The sequence below is a fragment of the Streptococcus sp. 27098_8_113 genome, assembly GCF_041432545.1.
Lineage (GTDB): Bacteria > Bacillota > Bacilli > Lactobacillales > Streptococcaceae > Streptococcus.
On sequence record NZ_JAPVZU010000003.1, the window covers coordinates 35,025 to 51,750 of the forward strand.

20 protein-coding genes are annotated in these 16,726 nt (G+C 42.3%); all 20 read left to right on the forward strand.

Annotated elements, in window-relative coordinates; genetic code table 11:
* Window positions 1-5: 5 nt before the first annotated feature.
* The gene (locus tag O3644_RS02745; RefSeq protein ID WP_045496783.1) at window positions 6-662 is read left to right on the forward strand and encodes a response regulator transcription factor; all 657 of its coding nucleotides are present in this window, start codon (window positions 6-8) and stop codon (window positions 660-662) included.
* Window positions 659-2,035 carry a sensor histidine kinase gene (locus O3644_RS02750; RefSeq protein ID WP_371595005.1) on the forward strand — a complete coding sequence of 459 codons (1,377 nt, stop codon included), beginning with the start codon at window positions 659-661 and terminating at the stop codon, window positions 2,033-2,035. Before O3644_RS02745 ends, O3644_RS02750 begins: the two co-directional genes overlap by 4 nt.
* Window positions 2,036-2,385: 350 nt before the next feature.
* Window positions 2,386-2,586, forward strand: a complete 201-nt coding sequence (locus O3644_RS02755) for a F0F1 ATP synthase subunit C (protein WP_005589732.1) — start codon at window positions 2,386-2,388, stop codon at window positions 2,584-2,586.
* Window positions 2,587-2,619: 33 nt separating this feature from the next.
* Entirely contained in the window at window positions 2,620-3,333 is a 714-nt protein-coding gene (atpB, locus tag O3644_RS02760) for a F0F1 ATP synthase subunit A (RefSeq protein WP_048764192.1), read from the forward strand.
* Between the two features lie 22 nt (window positions 3,334-3,355).
* Window positions 3,356-3,850, forward strand: a complete 495-nt coding sequence (gene atpF / locus O3644_RS02765) for a F0F1 ATP synthase subunit B (RefSeq protein ID WP_005589735.1) — start codon at window positions 3,356-3,358, stop codon at window positions 3,848-3,850.
* The gene (locus O3644_RS02770; RefSeq protein ID WP_148888066.1) at window positions 3,850-4,386 is read left to right on the forward strand and encodes a F0F1 ATP synthase subunit delta; all 537 of its coding nucleotides are present in this window, start codon (window positions 3,850-3,852) and stop codon (window positions 4,384-4,386) included. The genes atpF and O3644_RS02770 overlap by 1 nt, the downstream gene beginning before the upstream one ends.
* A gap of 15 nt (window positions 4,387-4,401) precedes the next feature.
* A complete protein-coding gene (gene atpA, locus O3644_RS02775) occupies window positions 4,402-5,907 on the forward strand; it encodes a F0F1 ATP synthase subunit alpha (protein WP_005589738.1) in 1,506 nt (501 codons plus the stop codon).
* Between the two features lie 15 nt (window positions 5,908-5,922).
* A complete protein-coding gene (locus O3644_RS02780) occupies window positions 5,923-6,801 on the forward strand; it encodes a F0F1 ATP synthase subunit gamma (RefSeq protein ID WP_005589739.1) in 879 nt (292 codons plus the stop codon).
* A 37-nt stretch (window positions 6,802-6,838) separates the two neighbouring features.
* Window positions 6,839-8,245: a F0F1 ATP synthase subunit beta gene (gene atpD / locus O3644_RS02785; RefSeq protein WP_005589740.1), complete on the forward strand. Its 1,407-nt coding sequence runs from the start codon at window positions 6,839-6,841 to the stop codon at window positions 8,243-8,245.
* 7 nt (window positions 8,246-8,252) lie between these two features.
* Window positions 8,253-8,675: a F0F1 ATP synthase subunit epsilon gene (locus O3644_RS02790; protein WP_125446508.1), complete on the forward strand. Its 423-nt coding sequence runs from the start codon at window positions 8,253-8,255 to the stop codon at window positions 8,673-8,675.
* 88 nt (window positions 8,676-8,763) lie between these two features.
* Entirely contained in the window at window positions 8,764-8,994 is a 231-nt protein-coding gene (locus O3644_RS02795) for a DUF1146 family protein (protein WP_371595006.1), read from the forward strand.
* Window positions 8,995-9,062: 68 nt separating this feature from the next.
* Window positions 9,063-10,343 carry a UDP-N-acetylglucosamine 1-carboxyvinyltransferase gene (gene murA, locus O3644_RS02800; protein WP_061423045.1) on the forward strand — a complete coding sequence of 427 codons (1,281 nt, stop codon included), beginning with the start codon at window positions 9,063-9,065 and terminating at the stop codon, window positions 10,341-10,343.
* Entirely contained in the window at window positions 10,336-10,524 is a 189-nt protein-coding gene (locus tag O3644_RS02805; protein WP_005592154.1) for a DNA-directed RNA polymerase subunit beta, read from the forward strand. The genes murA and O3644_RS02805 overlap by 8 nt, the downstream gene beginning before the upstream one ends.
* A 71-nt stretch (window positions 10,525-10,595) precedes the next feature.
* A complete protein-coding gene (locus O3644_RS02810) occupies window positions 10,596-11,444 on the forward strand; it encodes a DNA/RNA non-specific endonuclease (protein WP_048764199.1) in 849 nt (282 codons plus the stop codon).
* Between the two features lie 206 nt (window positions 11,445-11,650).
* On the forward strand, window positions 11,651-12,610 hold the full coding sequence (locus O3644_RS02815; RefSeq protein ID WP_048764200.1) for an ROK family glucokinase: 960 nt from the start codon (window positions 11,651-11,653) through the stop codon (window positions 12,608-12,610).
* A gap of 45 nt (window positions 12,611-12,655) precedes the next feature.
* Window positions 12,656-13,063 (forward strand): hypothetical protein, encoded by a 408-nt coding sequence (locus tag O3644_RS02820; RefSeq protein ID WP_048764201.1) that lies wholly within the window; start codon window positions 12,656-12,658, stop codon window positions 13,061-13,063.
* 84 nt (window positions 13,064-13,147) lie between these two features.
* Window positions 13,148-13,987 carry a thymidylate synthase gene (locus O3644_RS02825; protein WP_048764202.1) on the forward strand — a complete coding sequence of 280 codons (840 nt, stop codon included), beginning with the start codon at window positions 13,148-13,150 and terminating at the stop codon, window positions 13,985-13,987.
* Window positions 13,988-14,121: 134 nt separating this feature from the next.
* Complete coding sequence (locus tag O3644_RS02830; protein WP_048764203.1) at window positions 14,122-14,607, forward strand: hypothetical protein; 486 nt, start codon at window positions 14,122-14,124, stop codon at window positions 14,605-14,607.
* Window positions 14,608-14,758: 151 nt separating this feature from the next.
* Window positions 14,759-15,271 carry a dihydrofolate reductase gene (locus O3644_RS02835; protein ID WP_048764204.1) on the forward strand — a complete coding sequence of 171 codons (513 nt, stop codon included), beginning with the start codon at window positions 14,759-14,761 and terminating at the stop codon, window positions 15,269-15,271.
* A gap of 218 nt (window positions 15,272-15,489) precedes the next feature.
* Window positions 15,490-16,719, forward strand: coding sequence for an ATP-dependent Clp protease ATP-binding subunit ClpX (gene clpX, locus O3644_RS02840; RefSeq protein WP_005589758.1), 1,230 nt, complete (start codon window positions 15,490-15,492; stop codon window positions 16,717-16,719).
* Window positions 16,720-16,726 lie beyond the last annotated feature (7 nt).

The window sequence follows — 16,726 nt, forward strand, 5'->3', positions numbered from 1 at the left end:
CATATATGCACAAGATTTTAGTAGTGGAAGACGATACTACGATCAATCAAGTCATTTGTGAATTTTTAAAAGAAAGTAACTATGCAGTTACACCAGTCTTTGATGGAGGCGAGGCTTTGCTTCAATTTGAAGCAGAGTCTTTTGACTTAGTTATTTTAGACATGATGTTGCCAACCATGAGTGGGCTGGATGTCCTCAAGGAAATTCGCAAGACTTCTCAGATTCCAGTCATGATCCTGACGGCACTAGATGACGAGTACACTCAGCTAGTCAGCTTTAATCACCTCATCAGTGACTATGTGACCAAGCCTTTCTCACCACTAATCTTAGTTAAACGGATCGAGAATATTCTGCGACGAAATACGGTTGCGTCAGAGATTACTGTTGGTGATTTGACTGTCTCTATCGATGATTGTACCGTTTACTGGCAGGAAGAAAAGATGCCTCTGACCAAGAAAGAGTATGAGATCTTGCAGGCTCTAGCCAAGAGAAAGGATCATTTAGTAACCCGCGATCAGCTCATGAATACCATTTGGGGCTACAGTGAGCTAGACAGTCGGGTGCTAGATAATCACATCAAGAACATTCGTAAGAAAATCCCAGGTATCCCTCTGAAAACCATCACAGGTATGGGCTATCAGCTTGGAGGAGAAGACACGTGAAGATTGTCAAAAAGAACTTCCTCTTGACGACTTTCATCATCTTTGTCGTTGTGACGATCGTTCTATCCACTCTCTATTTTGCCATGCCGGTTTACTACCAGCAGGTCAAGGGAGGAGAAGCCCAGCGTGAGTTTGCTCAGGTAGCCAAGCAGGTCAAGGGAAAGTCTAGCCAAGAAATCAGTGAGCTCTTGAGCAATTATAGCAAAAAAAGCAATCAGATCTGGTTCACCTTGCTGGCGAAAGACAATACGATTCTTTACCCAGCACTTGAAACGAATGGAGAAAGCTCTCTCCAGCTGACGATTGTTCCGACCATCGCCAATAGTAACTATGAAAGCAAGACTCTGTCAGAAAGTTTTCGGACATCGGACGGCAAAGAAGTAGTCCTGCGAGGGGAATATTCTCTGCAGCCCGTTTCGGATGCCAGTCGGATCTTGCTTAATCTTTATCCTTTTGTATTATTTTTGTCGTTGAGTCTGGGAGGGCTTGCTGCCTATCTCTATAGTCGGACCTCCAGTCAGCGAATTAAGGATATTTCCTCTAGCACTCGGCAAATGACAAGTCTGCTTCCAGATGTTTCCTGTCAGGTGAAAGGGCATGATGAAATTGCCGATCTAGCTCAGGATATCAATCACTTATATGCCAACCTCCTAGCAAGTATGGAAGCTCTGCGATTAGAAAATGAAAAAGTTGCAGAAAGCGAGCGCGAAAAGGCAGAATTTCTCCGAATGACTTCCCACGAACTCAAGACACCCATTACCAGTATGATGGGAATGATTGACGGGATGATTTATGGAGTGGGCGATTTTAAAGATCGGGACAAATACCTGCAGAAGTGCCGCGAAATATTGGAAGAGCAATCAGGCTTAGTCCAGTCTATCCTAGCCATTTCAAAGCTAGAAATGACCATGGAGACAGAGCGAGAAATCTTCTCACTCAAAGAGCTGCTTGAAGCAAATATCAGTACCTACAAGGTTCTGGCTGACCTCAAGCATTATCAATTTAATGTCCAACTTACAGAAACGAAAGTCCGAGGAAATAAGACCTATTTACTGAAAGCTATTAAGAATCTGATTGACAATGCCTTCCATTATACAGTAGAAGGCGGAGAAATCTTGGTTCGTTTAGAAGATGGGGTATTAATTGTAGAAAATGAAGCTGAGCGAGTGCTGGATGACTCACAGATCCAGCAGATTTTCCAGCCATTTTATCGACCAGACTACAGTCGCAATCGCAAGGATGGTGGTACGGGGCTGGGGCTCTTCATCGTGCAGCAGATTTTAGAAAAGCACCATCTCGCTTATCGCTTTGAAGCAGTTGAGAATAGGTGGATGCGCTTCACGATTTTTTTACCTCAAATGGAACAGATATGAGGCTGGGACAAAAGTCCTAGTCTCTTAATTGTCTTTGGATTGTCGAGCAAGACGCAGTGGTTGAGTGGGCTCTACTAGGCTGATTTCATCAGCTTTTACAGCCCTACTCAACTGTGCGGAGGTGGGACGACGAAATCGAATTCTAACGAATTATCGATTTCTGTCCCAATCTCATTTTTGCTTGGATTTTTATAGGATAAATGTTTGAAAAGCACCTTTATTCAAGTTTTATTTTAAATTTAAAAGAAAAGTGCGAAAAACGCTTACAATATCACAAAATAATTGACTATTAACTTTATTAGGAGTAAACTAATGGGGTACATTTAAAAAATATAAAAGGAGAATTCATCATGAATTTAACATTTTTAGGACTTTGTATTGCCTGTTTTGGCGTCTCATTAGCTGAAGGTTTGATTATGAGCAATCTGTTTAAAGCAGCTTCACGTCAGCCAGAAATGGTTGATCAATTAAGAAGCTTGCTCATCATGGGTGTCGCTTTTGTTGAAGGTACTTTCTTCGTTACTTTGGTTATGTCTTTCATTATCAAATAGTTTTTTCTATTTTAGAAAAGGGGGTGTCAAACCTTGGAAGAGAGTCTTAATCCGACTATTCAGCTAGGCCCAATTTCCTTTGATTTGACCCTACTTGCTATGTCACTTGTGACCGTTTTGATGGTCTTTGGCTTTATCTACTGGGGAAGTAGAAAAATGTCCATCCGACCAAAAGGAAAGCAAAATTTACTTGAGTACGTCTATGATTTTGTCATTGGATTTACTAAAGAAAATATTGGGGAACACTACATCAAAGATTATTCTTTGTTTATGTTTGCCTTGTTTCTTTTTATTGCAGTTGCCAATAATATCGGTTTGATGGCTAAAATTCAAACCACCAATGGCTACAATCTCTGGACCTCACCGACGGCAAATTTGGGCTATGACCTAGCCTTGTCCTTTATCATTACATTGATTAGTCATGTGGAAGGAATCCGTCGTCGTGGTTTTAAAGATTACTTAAAAGCTTTTGCAACACCTGGATTTATGACTCCAATGAATATCTTGGAAGAATTTACCAATTTTGCCTCCTTAGCTCTGCGGATTTTCGGAAATATCTTTGCAGGGGAAGTCTTGGCTGGCTTGTTGCTTACCTTGTCACATCAAGCATTTTATTGGTATCCAGCTGCTTTCCTAGGTAGTATGTTATGGACAGCCTTCTCGATATTTATTTCATGTATCCAGGCCTATGTCTTTACCATGCTGTCTTCGATGTATATCGGTAAGAAAATAAACGGTGAAGAATAGTAAGTAGAAAGGAAGAAAAGGAATGCACGTAACTATCGGTGCCATTATTGGTGACTTTATTCTCATCGCTGGTTCCTTCCTTTTATTAATTTTTTTAGTAAAGAAGTTTGCCTGGGGCAATATTACCAGTATCTTAGAAGAACGTTCTAAAAAGATTACGGATGATATTGACGGGGCTGAGTCAGCCCGCAAAAAGGCTGAGGAACTTGCGCAAAAACGTGAGAATGAATTAGCAGGAAGTCGTCAGGAAGCAACGACGATTATCGAACATGCTAAGGAAACAGCTGAAAAAAATAAGGCTGGAATTTTAGCGGATGCAGCTGAAGAAGCTGGACGTTTGAAAGCAAAAGCCAATCAGGAAATTGCTCAAAGCAAGGCAGAAGCCTTGAATAGCATTAAAGACGATGTGGCTGACCTAACAGTAAGTCTTGCAAGTAAGATCTTGAGCCAGCAGCTTGATACAAAAGCACACAGTGAGCTTATTGATCGTTATATTGATAAATTAGGAGATGCTTAATGGACAAAAAGCACTATGCGGTAATTGAAAAATATACCTTGCCTTTTGTTCAATTAGTATTTGAAAAAGGTCAGCAACAAGATGTTTTTGAAAAACTTAGCCAAATTAAGGCTGTGTTTGAGGAAACAAATCTTGCTGACTTTTTATCACATATTGGCGTTGATGAGGGAGAGAAGGAGAAGGCTCTTCGACTTTTTCAAAACTCAGATTCACAGCTGATTGATAACTTTATCGAAGTCGTTATTCTCAATCATCGAGCAGATTTATTCTACGATATGTTGGTAGAAATTCAGCATCAGATTGAGAAACAAAGCAATGAATTTGAAGTGACGGTTAAATCTGTTCAAGCATTGACAGACAGTCAAAAAGAAAGATTGAAACCAATGATCGAGCAAAAAATGGGCCTCAAGGTTCGCTCGCTCAAGCAGGAATTAGATGCTAGCCTGATTGGTGGCTTCGTCATTTCAGCCAATAATAAAACAATTGATGCAAGTATAAAACGTCAATTACAACTCGTAAAAGAAAATTTGAAATAGAAAGTGGTGTGAATTTTGGCGATTAACGCACAAGAAATCAGCGCTTTAATTAAGCAACAAATTGAAAATTTCCAGCCAAATTTTGACGTCACAGAAACTGGGGTCGTCACTTATATTGGTGATGGAATCGCTCGTGCCCACGGTCTTGATAATGCCATGAGTGGCGAGCTCTTGATTTTTGAAAATGGTTCCTATGGTATGGCCCAAAACTTGGAGTCAACCGATGTCGGAATCATTATCTTGGGTGATTTTACAGATATTCGTGAGGGCGATACGATTCGTCGCACGGGTAAAATCATGGAAGTTCCTGTCGGAGATGCTTTGATTGGTCGTGTCGTAGATCCGCTCGGTCGTCCTGTTGACGGCTTGGGTGAGCTTGCTACAACTAAAACACGCCCTGTAGAAGCACCAGCTCCAGGAGTTATGCAACGGAAGTCTGTATCAGAACCATTGCAAACAGGTTTGAAAGCTATTGATGCCCTTGTACCGATTGGTCGTGGTCAGCGGGAATTGATTATCGGTGACCGTCAGACTGGTAAAACTAGTATTGCCATCGATGCGATTCTCAACCAAAAAGGGCAGGATATGATCTGTATCTATGTTGCCATTGGTCAAAAGGAATCTACTGTCCGTACACAAGTGGAAACTCTCCGTCAGTATGGAGCCTTGGATTATACTATCGTGGTAACAGCCTCTGCTTCACAGCCTTCTCCTTTGCTCTTCTTGGCTCCTTATGCCGGTGTAGCAATGGCTGAAGAATTTATGTACAATGGCAAGCACGTCCTCATTGTTTATGATGACTTGTCTAAACAAGCGGTAGCTTATCGTGAGCTTTCCCTCTTGCTTCGCCGTCCGCCAGGTCGTGAAGCCTTCCCAGGGGATGTCTTCTACCTCCACAGTCGTTTGCTTGAGCGTTCAGCTAAAGTTTCTGATGAGCTGGGTGGTGGTTCAATCACAGCCCTACCATTTATCGAGACACAAGCAGGAGATATCTCAGCCTATATCGCGACAAACGTGATTTCAATTACGGATGGTCAGATTTTCCTTAGCGATAGCCTCTTTAATGCAGGTATTCGACCAGCCATTGACGCCGGTTCTTCTGTATCTCGGGTAGGTGGATCTGCACAAATCAAGGCCATGAAGAAGGTTGCAGGAACCCTGCGTATTGACCTTGCTTCATATCGTGAGCTGGAAGCCTTTACCAAATTCGGTTCTGACTTGGATGCAGCAACACAGGCTAAGTTGAACCGAGGACGTCGTACGGTAGAAGTATTGAAACAGCCAGTTCATGAACCACTGCCAGTTGAAAAACAAGTTGTGATCCTTTATGCACTGACTCATGGTTTCCTAGATACAGTACCAGTGGATGAGATTCTTCAGTTTGAAGCAGAGCTTTTCGCTTACTTTGATGCTCATCATGAAGACATTTATGAAACAATTCGTCAGACAAAAGATTTGCCGAGCGAAGAAGTGCTGGATGCCGCTATTACTGAATTTATAAATCAGTCTAACTTCAAATAAGAATAGAGGTGTCAGATGGCAGTTTCATTAAATGATATAAAAAATAAAATTGCATCCACAAAAAACACCAGTCAAATCACTAATGCGATGCAGATGGTTTCTGCATCTAAGTTGGGAAAGTCCGAAGAAGCAGCAAAAAACTTCCAGGTTTATGCTTCTAAGGTTCGAAAACTCTTGACCGACCTTTTGCATGGTCATGAGGAAGAAAATGTTAGCCACCATCCACTGCTAAAGAGCAGACCAGTTCAGAAAACGGCTTATATCGTCATTACGTCTGATCGTGGTTTGGTCGGTGGCTACAACGCAACCATCCTCAAATCCATGATGGAATTGATTTCTGAATACCACGAAAAGGATGACTATGTCATTATTTCGATCGGAGGAATGGGAGCGGATTTCTTCCGCGCACGAGGCATTCAGCCGATTTATGAATTGCGCGGCTTGGCTAATCATCCGAGTTTTGATGAAGTTCGGAAAATCATTTCCAAGACCATTGAAATGTATCAGAATGAGCTTTTTGATGAACTTTATGTGTGTTATAACCACCATGTCAACAGTTTGACCAGTCAGATGCGGGTAGAGCAAATGTTGCCAATCGTCGACTTGGATCCTAGTGAAGCGGATGAGAACTATATCCTCAATCTAGAATTAGAATCCAGCCGAAACGCGATTTTAGATCAGCTCTTGCCTCAGTTTGCTGAAAGTATGATTTATGGAGCGATTATTGACGCAAAAACTGCTGAAAATGCTGCTGGTATGACAGCCATGCAGACAGCAACGGATAACGCTAAAAAAGTTATCAATGATTTGACCATTCAGTATAACCGTGCTAGACAAGCAGCTATCACGCAGGAAATTACTGAAATTGTGGCGGGTGCAAGTGCACTGGAATAGTGTCACAGAAAATAAATAGTATAAAGAGGAGAAAAGAATGAGCTCAGGCAAAATTACTCAGGTTATCGGACCGGTTGTAGATGTAGCGTTTGCAGCTGGCGACAAGCTACCTGAGATCAATAATGCACTTGTAGTCTATAAAAATGACGAAAAAAAATCAAAAATCGTCCTTGAAGTAGCTCTTGAGCTTGGTGATGGAGTGGTTCGGACCATCGCTATGGAATCAACGGATGGGTTGACTCGTGGCATGGAAGTGCTAGATACTGGCCGTCCAATTTCTGTGCCAGTCGGCAAAGAAACACTTGGTCGCGTCTTTAACGTTTTGGGAGATACCATTGACTTGGATGCTCCTTTTGCGGATGATGCAGAGCGTCAACCAATCCATAAGAAAGCTCCAACCTTTGATGAGTTATCTACTTCATCAGAGATCTTAGAGACAGGTATCAAGGTTATCGACCTTTTAGCCCCTTATCTGAAAGGTGGTAAAGTTGGACTCTTCGGTGGTGCCGGAGTTGGTAAGACCGTCCTGATTCAAGAATTGATCCACAACATTGCCCAAGAACACGGTGGTATTTCTGTATTTACTGGCGTTGGGGAACGTACCCGTGAAGGGAATGACCTTTATTGGGAAATGAAGGAGTCTGGCGTTATCGAGAAAACAGCCATGGTCTTCGGTCAGATGAATGAGCCACCAGGAGCACGTATGCGGGTTGCTTTGACTGGTTTGACGATCGCAGAATACTTCCGTGATGTGGAAGGTCAAGATGTTTTGCTCTTCATTGACAACATCTTCCGTTTCACGCAGGCAGGTTCTGAAGTTTCTGCCCTTTTGGGACGTATGCCGTCAGCCGTTGGTTACCAACCAACACTTGCGACTGAAATGGGTCAATTGCAAGAGCGTATCACATCGACTAAGAAAGGTTCTGTAACCTCTATCCAGGCCATCTACGTGCCAGCCGATGACTATACTGACCCAGCACCAGCGACGGCTTTTGCCCACTTGGACTCTACAACCAACTTGGAACGTAAATTGGTTCAATTGGGGATTTATCCAGCCGTGGATCCACTTGCTTCAAGCTCTCGAGCTCTTTCTCCTGAGATTGTTGGTGAAGAGCACTATGCAGTGGCTGCTGAAGTGAAACGCGTATTGCAACGTTATCATGAATTGCAGGATATCATTGCCATCCTAGGTATGGATGAGTTGTCAGATGAAGAAAAGACTTTGGTTGCGCGTGCGCGTCGGATTCAATTCTTCCTGTCTCAAAACTTCAACGTTGCGGAGCAATTTACTGGCCAGCCGGGATCTTATGTGCCTGTAGCTGAGACAGTTCGTGGCTTTAAAGAGATCCTCGAAGGCAAGTATGATAAGTTACCAGAAGATGCCTTCCGTGGTGTCGGTTCGATTGAGGATGTCATTGCTAAAGCGGAAAAAATGGGATTCTAAGAGGTGAATGATGGCTCAAATGACAGTACAAATCGTTACACCGGATGGTCTGATCTATGACCACCATGCTGCATTTGTTTCCGTAAAAACGATTGACGGAGAAATGGGGATTTTGCCTCGCCATATCAATACAATTGCTGTTTTGGAAGTGGATCAAGTCAAGGTACGCAGAATTGATGATGACAAGCATATTGACTGGATTGCGGTCAACGGTGGCATCATAGAAATCGCTGATAATGTGATTACTATTATCGCGGACTCAGCTGAACGTGAGCGTGATATTGATATCAGCCGTGCCGAGCGAGCTAAGCTGCGTGCTGAGAAAGAGATCGAAGAAGCCCAAGACAAGCATTTGATTGACCAAGAGCGACGCGCTAAAATCGCCCTCCAGCGTGCCATCAACCGTATTAACGTTGGAACAAGAATGTAATGAAAAAAGAATGGAGTTTCCATTCTTTTTTTATTGTCCCATACTCCTTTCCGCTAGAAACAGCTTTTCTTATGGTATAATAAAATCTATGATAGAATTAATGTTTCGATTATGCAGTCACCTTCTCTTTATTTTTGTGTCTTTTCACCTTTTGGCGACAGTGGTCAGTTGGGAAAAATTTTTAAAAGTAAATGCTGATAATGCCATCAAAATTCGTTTTTTGATTTTATTGCTAAGTATTGCCTTGGGCTACATGGCTAGCCTATTTTTTATCGGTATTTATGATATGAGTCGGGCAATCTTTAATGGAACTTTATAAGGTCAGAATCTTGATTTTATGGTATGATAGTAAGGATGAATTTTTAAGATTTGGAGTAACTAGTTAGTATGGAAAAAATTATTATTCAGGGTGGAAATAACCGTCTGGTTGGCAGAGTTCGGATTGAAGGAGCTAAAAATGCGGTGCTCCCGTTGTTGGCAGCAACTGTTTTAGCCAGTGAGGGAAAAACAACTCTTAAAAATGTGCCAGTCCTTTCGGATGTTTTTACCATGAACAATGTTGTTCGTGGCTTGAATACGCAGGTAGACTTTGATCAAGATGAAAATACTGTAGTTGTAGATGCGACTAAACCATTGACAGAAGAGGCTCCTTATAAGTATGTCAGCAAGATGCGGGCTTCGATTGTTGTATTGGGTCCCATTCTTGCTCGTAATGGGCATGCTAAAGTGTCCATGCCGGGCGGTTGTACGATTGGTAGCCGACCTATCGACCTTCATTTGAAGGGCTTGGAAGCAATGGGTGCTCAGATTACGCAGACTGCAGGATACATCGAAGCCAAGGCAGACCGCTTGATGGGAGCCCATATCTACATGGACTTCCCAAGTGTTGGCGCGACACAGAATATTATGATGGCAGCGACTTTGGCTCAAGGTACCACTGTTATTGAAAATGCTGCTCGAGAACCTGAAATTGTCGACTTGGCTTTATTGTTAAATAAAATGGGCGCTAAAGTCAGAGGGGCAGGAACGGAGAATATAACAATCATCGGTGTTGAAAAACTTCATGGAGCTGAGCACAATGTCGTGCAAGACCGCATCGAAGCTGGTACATTTATGGTTGCTGCTGCTATGACGGGTGGTGATTTGCTGATTGAGGATGCGATTTGGGAGCACAATCGTCCGCTTCTGTCAAAGATGCAAGAAATGGGTGTAGAAGTGACGGAAGAAGACGAAGGAATTCGCGTCCGTTCAGATGTTTCAAAGTTAAAAGCTGTGTCTGTCAAAACCTTGCCTTATCCAGGTTTCCCAACCGATATGCAGGCTCAGTTTACTGCCTTGATGGCGATAGCTCAAGGAGAGTCTGTCATGGTTGAGACGGTCTTTGAAAACCGCTTCCAGCACTTAGAAGAGATGCGACGGATGGGTCTTCACTCCGATATTATGCGGGATACCGCTCGGATTTGGGGTGGTAGCAGCTTGCAAGGAGCAGAAGTCATGTCGACAGATCTCCGGGCTAGTGCGACCTTGATTTTGATGGGCTTGATTGCTGAAGGGGAGACAAAAGTTAGCAAGTTGGTCCATTTGGATCGTGGCTACTATAAATTTCATGAAAAGCTGGCAGCTCTTGGTGCCAACGTCAAACGCGTAAAGGAAGAAGATGATGAGTGAAAATTGGAAATATTTGGCTAGACAATTAGGCATCATTGCCTTGGTGCTGGTAGTCGCTTTTATCATTTTTTGTCTTGGTCTGGTCATCGGATATGGCGTGATTGGAAATGCAGACAATCCTTGGTCTATCTTATCGCTAGATACTTGGAATGAACTTGTTTCTAAGTTCACTGGTCATTGATCAGCCAAGATGTCCGAAAAGTTACCGACTGTGCAGAATTTTGCGCAGTCCTTTTAAATGGAAAAGAAAAGATGTCCAAAAGAAAGAAATTACAAAAAAAGAGCACTAAATCTACTCAGACGATAGCTGGGCTTCTGGTTGCTCTGACTTTATCACTGGGAGCCTACTTTTTTGGAAATGGCACTCAGTCACCAGCAGTAAATACACCTGCAGTTGTCAGTCAAAATAAGGATACCAGCACACCAGATCAAGCGCTGGCTGAGAGTGTTCTCACAGACTCAGTGCGTTCTCAACTTGGTGGAAAAATCGAGTGGAATGGGACTGGCGCCTTCATCATCAATGGGAATCAAACGAACTTAGATGCCAAAGTGTCGAGTGCGCCTTATGCAGATAATAAAACGAAGATTGTTCAAGGGCAGACGGTCCCTACAGTTGCCAATGCCTTGCTTACCAAATCGACCCGCCAATATAAATCAAGGGAAGAAACGGGAAATGGTTCCACTTCTTGGGTTCCTGCTGGTTGGCACCAAGTCAAACATCTATCAGGTGAATACAACCATGCAGTGGATCGCGGGCATCTTTTGGCTTACTCTCTAATCGGTGGCTTAAAGGGCTTTGATGCTTCCACTAGCAATCCAGTCAATATCGCAGTCCAGACAGCTTGGGCCAATCAGGCCAATAAAGACAACTCGACGGGGCAGAACTACTACGAAACTCTGATTCGTCGTGCCTTGGATCAGAATAAGCGAGTTCGCTATCGTGTCACGTTGATCTATGCTTCGGAAAATGATCTGGTGCCCTCTGGTTCGCATTTAGAAGCTAAGTCCAGCGATGGAAGTTTGGAATTCAATGTTTTTGTCCCAAATGTCCAGTCAGGAATTGTCCTTGATTACCGCACTGGCAGAGTGAGCATTAGATAAATATGATTTAAATAATATGATCCATTTGAAGTTAGCAGCTAGGATGATTTGTGTGCTTCAATAGACTTGTCGGTATCTCAAGAGATGCCGATTTTTATTTTGAGTGAAATAAGCACAAACTAAACGTAAAAAATCCCGTGCAAACCTTTTCACCGTTAAAAAAATCTGCTATAATAAGAGGGAGAACGAATACAGAGGAGAATATCATGTCAAAAAAAATTATTGGGATTGACCTTGGTGGTACATCTATCAAATTTGCAATTTTAACGCAAGAGGGTGAAATCCAAGAAAAATGGTCTATTAAAACTAATATTTTGGATGAAGGAAGCCATATTGTAGACGATATGATTGAGTCTATCCAGCATCGTTTGGAGCTCCTAAATCTATCAGCTGAGGACTTTGTCGGAATTGGCATGGGATCACCGGGTGTGGTTGATCGTGAGAAAGGGACTGTTATCGGTGCCTATAACCTAAACTGGAAGACCCTTCAACCGGTAAAAGAGAAAATCGAAAAAGCGACAAGCATTCCATTCTTCATCGATAATGATGCCAACGTAGCTGCGCTTGGTGAGCGTTGGATGGGTGCTGGTGAAAACCAACCAGACGTTGTCTTTATGACGCTTGGTACAGGTGTTGGTGGCGGTATCGTTGCGGAAGGTAAGCTGCTCCACGGTGTGGCAGGTGCGGCGGGTGAGCTGGGCCACATCACTGTTGATTTCGACCAACCAATCGCATGTACTTGTGGTAAAAAAGGCTGTCTTGAAACAGTAGCTTCTGCAACAGGGATTGTCAATTTGACTCGTCGTTACGCTGATGAATATGAGGGTGACGCAACTTTGAAACGCTTGATTGATAACGGAGAAGAAGTAACCGCTAAAACTGTATTTGATTTGGCAAAAGAAGGCGACGATCTTGCCTTGATCGTTTATCGTAACTTCTCACGTTACTTGGGGATTGCTTGTGCCAATATCGGCTCTATCCTAAACCCTTCAACCATTGTTATCGGTGGCGGAGTGTCAGCAGCGGGAGAATTCCTTCTACAAGGTGTCCAAAAAGTTTATGATGAAAATACCTTCCCACAAGTGCGTACATCAACTAAATTGGCGCTGGCTACACTTGGAAATGATGCTGGCGTAATTGGAGCAGCTTCGCTGGTACTTCAATAGTTCTAATTACTTCCTCTCTTAGCATAGCTATAAGGAGGGCTAAAAATGAAGAGAAAAGTTGCATATTTTCTAATATTATTTCCCATTTTTCTTTTGATCCTATCCGCTTGCAAATCAAAGACAGAAGGTTTTCTGACCATATTGGATAGTCAGAATCAGCAAGTTTATCAGACGAATAATACCAAAACTTTGGATGAATTTGCAGACATTCTGGATAAGGTCGAATCTGAGGAAGATAATGAAGATGCCTGGGTTGATTTACCTGATGATGCAGAGGTTAATTACATCTACGATATTAGTGGGAGAAAGGGAGAAAGTGGCGTTAAATTCACGACCTACAAAAACTACCCCTATGTAACTCTTTCAAATATTCCTGCTGTGTCAGATATTACCTTGAGATTATCAGAAAAGAATGCGAATAAGCTCAATCATCCAGATGAATGGGTCAAATAAGGTTTTCTCCTGCTAAACTTGTCAGGAGAATTTTTATGGAAAATTTGCTATACTAGAAAGAGCTCACCGAACGAAGGAGAAATCATGACGTTAGCAGATACGATTTTCAAAGAAAATATAAAAAAGATTATGGAGCAAGGTGTTTTTTCTGAGAATGCCCGTCCGCGCTACAAGGATGGAAATGTGGCCAACTCTAAATATATCACTGGTTCTTTCGCAGAATACGATTTGAGCAAGGGCGAGTTTCCAATCACAACGCTGCGCCCTATTGCCATCAGGTCTGCCATCAAGGAAGTCCTTTGGATCTATCAAGACCAGTCTAATAGCTTGGAACTGCTCAACGACAAGTACAATGTTCACTACTGGAATGACTGGGAAGTTGGCGACACGGGTACTATTGGCCAGCGCTATGGTGCTGTTGTCAAGAAGCACAATATTATCCATAAAATTCTTCAACAGCTGGAAGCCAATCCTTGGAACCGTCGCAATATCATCTCTCTCTGGGATTATGAAGCTTTTGAAGAAACAGACGGCCTGCTGCCATGCGCTTTTCAAACCATGTTTGATGTTCGTCGTGTAGATGGAGACATTTATCTGGATGCGACTCTGACCCAGCGCTCAAATGATATGCTAGTGGCTCACCATATCAACGCTATGCAGTATGTGGCTCTGCAGATGATGATTGCCAAGCATTTTGGCTGGAAGGTCGGCAAGTTCTTTTACTTTATCAATAACTTGCACATCTATGACAATCAGTTCGAGCAGGCGGAGGAACTCTTACGCCGAGAGCCTAGCGATTGTCAACCACGACTCATTTTAAATGTGCCGGATGGAACCAATTTCTTTGATATCAAGGCAGAGGATTTTGAGCTCTTAGACTACGATCCAGTCAAACCTCAGCTCAAATTCGATTTAGCGATTTGATTATATTTTTCCTACTGAATGATAGTCAGTAGGTTTTTTAATTTTCAAGAGCAAATGATTGAAATATATTTTGTAAGTGCTATAATGACAATAGATATATGTGTTTCGCTAGTGCCTATCTCGGAGGTATTGATATGGAAGCAAATTTTTTAACACATAGAAGCAGGGGAAAACTTTTTAGTCTGGGCATTTATTCATTTTTGCTTGGCTTATCGGTTTCTGTGACACCGATGGCTGTTGTGGGTGCGGATGAAGTCCAACAGGCAGAGTCCCAACTTGAGCAAATAGCAGATTCTTCAGTGGAAGAAGATGACTTTCTGCAGCTTGTAGACCAAGGTTCGGATGGGGCAAATCAGGGAAAGAAATCCTATACGATTGATTTGCTTTGTCATGGAAAAGGCCCTAAAAACAAAGGGACCGAGCAAAGCAATGCTGATGCTTCAACTGAAGGTAAGTCAGTCAAAAGAGAGGGGTGCGATATTGATCCCTTAGCGGATAAAAAAGAGGCCGCCACTGCTGAGCCTAAGAAGTCAGACTCAACGCTCTTGAACGTTTCCTTGTTTGGCCTTGTGGCTGCTGTTGTAGGATTTGTCTTTGTCAAAAAGATGAAGAAAGGGTGATTTACCTAGCAAATGAATAGTCGATAATCTTTTGGGTTATCGATTTTTTTCTGAATCAGCTGGCAAAAATAATAGATAGAAGTGATAGTCCAAACAAGTCTTTTTTAATAAATTTTGATAGAATAGAAATATCAATGTGAAGGATGGAGAAATGACGAAAAAGATTGCGGCGATTTGGGCACAGGATCAAAATGGTCTGATTGGCAAAGACCAAAGCTTGCCATGGCATTTACCAGCAGAGTTGAAGCATTTCAAAGAAATCACGACTGGACATGTGATTTTAATGGGTCGGGTGACTTTTGATGGCATGCATCGGCGCGTGCTGCCAAATAGAAAAACTCTGATTCTGACACGCGATAGGGATTATCAGATTGAAGATGAGCGTGTTTTAGTATTTCATGATCTTTCAGCGGTGTTGAAATGGTACCAAGAGCAAGAGAAGAATCTCTATATTATCGGTGGCGGCCAAATCTTTTCTTTATTTGAGCATGACTTGGATGAGGTGATTAAGACGGAAATCCATGCTAGCTTGGAAGGCGATACTTATTTTCCAACAGACTTTGATCTGACACAGTTCGAGGAAGTGAGCAGTCGCTTTCAACCCAAAGATGAAAAAAATGAGTATGATTTCACCGTAAAAATCCTCAAAAGAAAGGGTTCATAGGAATGGAAAGAAGTGTTTTTGGTTTTTTTACGGCCTTTTTATGTGCAATTTGTCTGATCTGTTCGCTTCAGACTTTTCGTAAAAAACGTTATGGATTGGCTATTTTATTTTTGTTAAATGCTTTTACAAATCTTGTTAATTCCATCCATGCTTTTTATATGACCCTCTTTTAAAATGTAAATAAAAATTGAATTAGAAATTTAGAATGGGAGTAAAAAATGCCTACAAATCGTAATAATGAGATGATGGTATATTGTTCTTTCTGTGGAAAGAATCAGGACGAAGTCCAAAAAATTATTGCGGGCAACAATGCCTTTATCTGTAATGAATGTGTCGAATTGGCGCAGGAAATTATTCGAGAAGAATTAGCTGAGGAAGTTTTAGCTGATCTTTCTGAGGTACCAAAACCGCAAGAATTGCTCAATATTTTGAACCACTATGTGATTGGTCAAGATCGGGCCAAGCGGGCTTTGGCAGTTGCTGTTTACAATCACTATAAGCGAATTAATTTTCATGACAGTCGCGAAGAGGATGATGTGGAGCTACAAAAATCCAACATTCTCATGATTGGTCCAACTGGATCTGGGAAAACATTCCTGGCTCAGACCTTGGCGCGCAGTCTCAATGTTCCTTTTGCTATCGCGGATGCGACAGCCTTGACTGAGGCTGGCTATGTTGGTGAAGATGTAGAGAATATCCTGCTCAAGCTTTTACAGGCAGCTGATTTCAATATTGAACGGGCAGAACGCGGCATCATTTATGTGGATGAAATCGATAAGATTGCTAAGAAGAGCGAAAATGTTTCTATCACTCGTGATGTTTCAGGTGAGGGTGTTCAGCAAGCCTTACTGAAGATTATTGAAGGAACAGTTGCCAGCGTGCCTCCTCAAGGTGGTCGTAAGCATCCACAGCAAGAAATGATTCAGGTTGATACCAAGAACATTCTCTTTATCGTTGGTGGTGCTTTTGACGGTATTGAAGAGATTGTCAAGCAACGTCTTGGTGAGAAGATTATCGGTTTCGGTCAAAATAATAAGGCAATTGACGAGGGTGCGTCTTATATGCAAGCTATTGTTGCGGACGATATTCAAAAATTTGGAATTATTCCTGAGTTGATTGGTCGTTTGCCAGTTTTTGCAGCACTAGAGCAGCTGACTGTTGATGATTTGGTTCGCATTTTAAGTGAACCGAGAAATGCGCTAGTGAAGCAATACCAAACCTTGCTTTCTTATGATGATGTTGAACTTGAATTTGACGAGGAAGCTTTGCAAGCCATAGCTAGAAAAGCTATCGAACGCAAGACAGGTGCGCGTGGACTTCGTTCAATTATTGAAGAAACCATGATGGATGTCATGTTTGAAGTGCCAAGTCAGGAAAATGTTAAGCTGGTTCGTATCACGAAGGAAGCAGTGGACGGCACAGACAAGCCAATCTTAGAAACTGCCTAGGGGAAGC

Excerpts from the sequence above, each read along its gene's own strand:
- O3644_RS02745 (WP_045496783.1), top strand. The coding sequence starts at position 6 with ATGCACAAGATTTTAGTAGTGGAAGACGATACTACGATCAATCAAGTC.
- O3644_RS02755 (WP_005589732.1), top strand. The coding sequence starts at position 2,386 with ATGAATTTAACATTTTTAGGACTTTGTATTGCCTGTTTTGGCGTCTCA.
- atpF (WP_005589735.1), top strand. The coding sequence starts at position 3,356 with ATGCACGTAACTATCGGTGCCATTATTGGTGACTTTATTCTCATCGCT.
- O3644_RS02770 (WP_148888066.1), top strand. The coding sequence starts at position 3,850 with ATGGACAAAAAGCACTATGCGGTAATTGAAAAATATACCTTGCCTTTT.
- O3644_RS02780 (WP_005589739.1), top strand. The coding sequence starts at position 5,923 with ATGGCAGTTTCATTAAATGATATAAAAAATAAAATTGCATCCACAAAA.
- atpD (WP_005589740.1), top strand. The coding sequence starts at position 6,839 with ATGAGCTCAGGCAAAATTACTCAGGTTATCGGACCGGTTGTAGATGTA.
- O3644_RS02790 (WP_125446508.1), top strand. The coding sequence starts at position 8,253 with ATGATGGCTCAAATGACAGTACAAATCGTTACACCGGATGGTCTGATC.
- O3644_RS02795 (WP_371595006.1), top strand. The coding sequence starts at position 8,764 with ATGATAGAATTAATGTTTCGATTATGCAGTCACCTTCTCTTTATTTTT.
- murA (WP_061423045.1), top strand. The coding sequence starts at position 9,063 with ATGGAAAAAATTATTATTCAGGGTGGAAATAACCGTCTGGTTGGCAGA.
- O3644_RS02805 (WP_005592154.1), top strand. The coding sequence starts at position 10,336 with ATGAGTGAAAATTGGAAATATTTGGCTAGACAATTAGGCATCATTGCC.
- O3644_RS02810 (WP_048764199.1), top strand. The coding sequence starts at position 10,596 with ATGTCCAAAAGAAAGAAATTACAAAAAAAGAGCACTAAATCTACTCAG.
- O3644_RS02815 (WP_048764200.1), top strand. The coding sequence starts at position 11,651 with ATGTCAAAAAAAATTATTGGGATTGACCTTGGTGGTACATCTATCAAA.
- O3644_RS02820 (WP_048764201.1), top strand. The coding sequence starts at position 12,656 with ATGAAGAGAAAAGTTGCATATTTTCTAATATTATTTCCCATTTTTCTT.
- O3644_RS02825 (WP_048764202.1), top strand. The coding sequence starts at position 13,148 with ATGACGTTAGCAGATACGATTTTCAAAGAAAATATAAAAAAGATTATG.
- O3644_RS02830 (WP_048764203.1), top strand. The coding sequence starts at position 14,122 with ATGGAAGCAAATTTTTTAACACATAGAAGCAGGGGAAAACTTTTTAGT.
- O3644_RS02835 (WP_048764204.1), top strand. The coding sequence starts at position 14,759 with ATGACGAAAAAGATTGCGGCGATTTGGGCACAGGATCAAAATGGTCTG.
- clpX (WP_005589758.1), top strand. The coding sequence starts at position 15,490 with ATGCCTACAAATCGTAATAATGAGATGATGGTATATTGTTCTTTCTGT.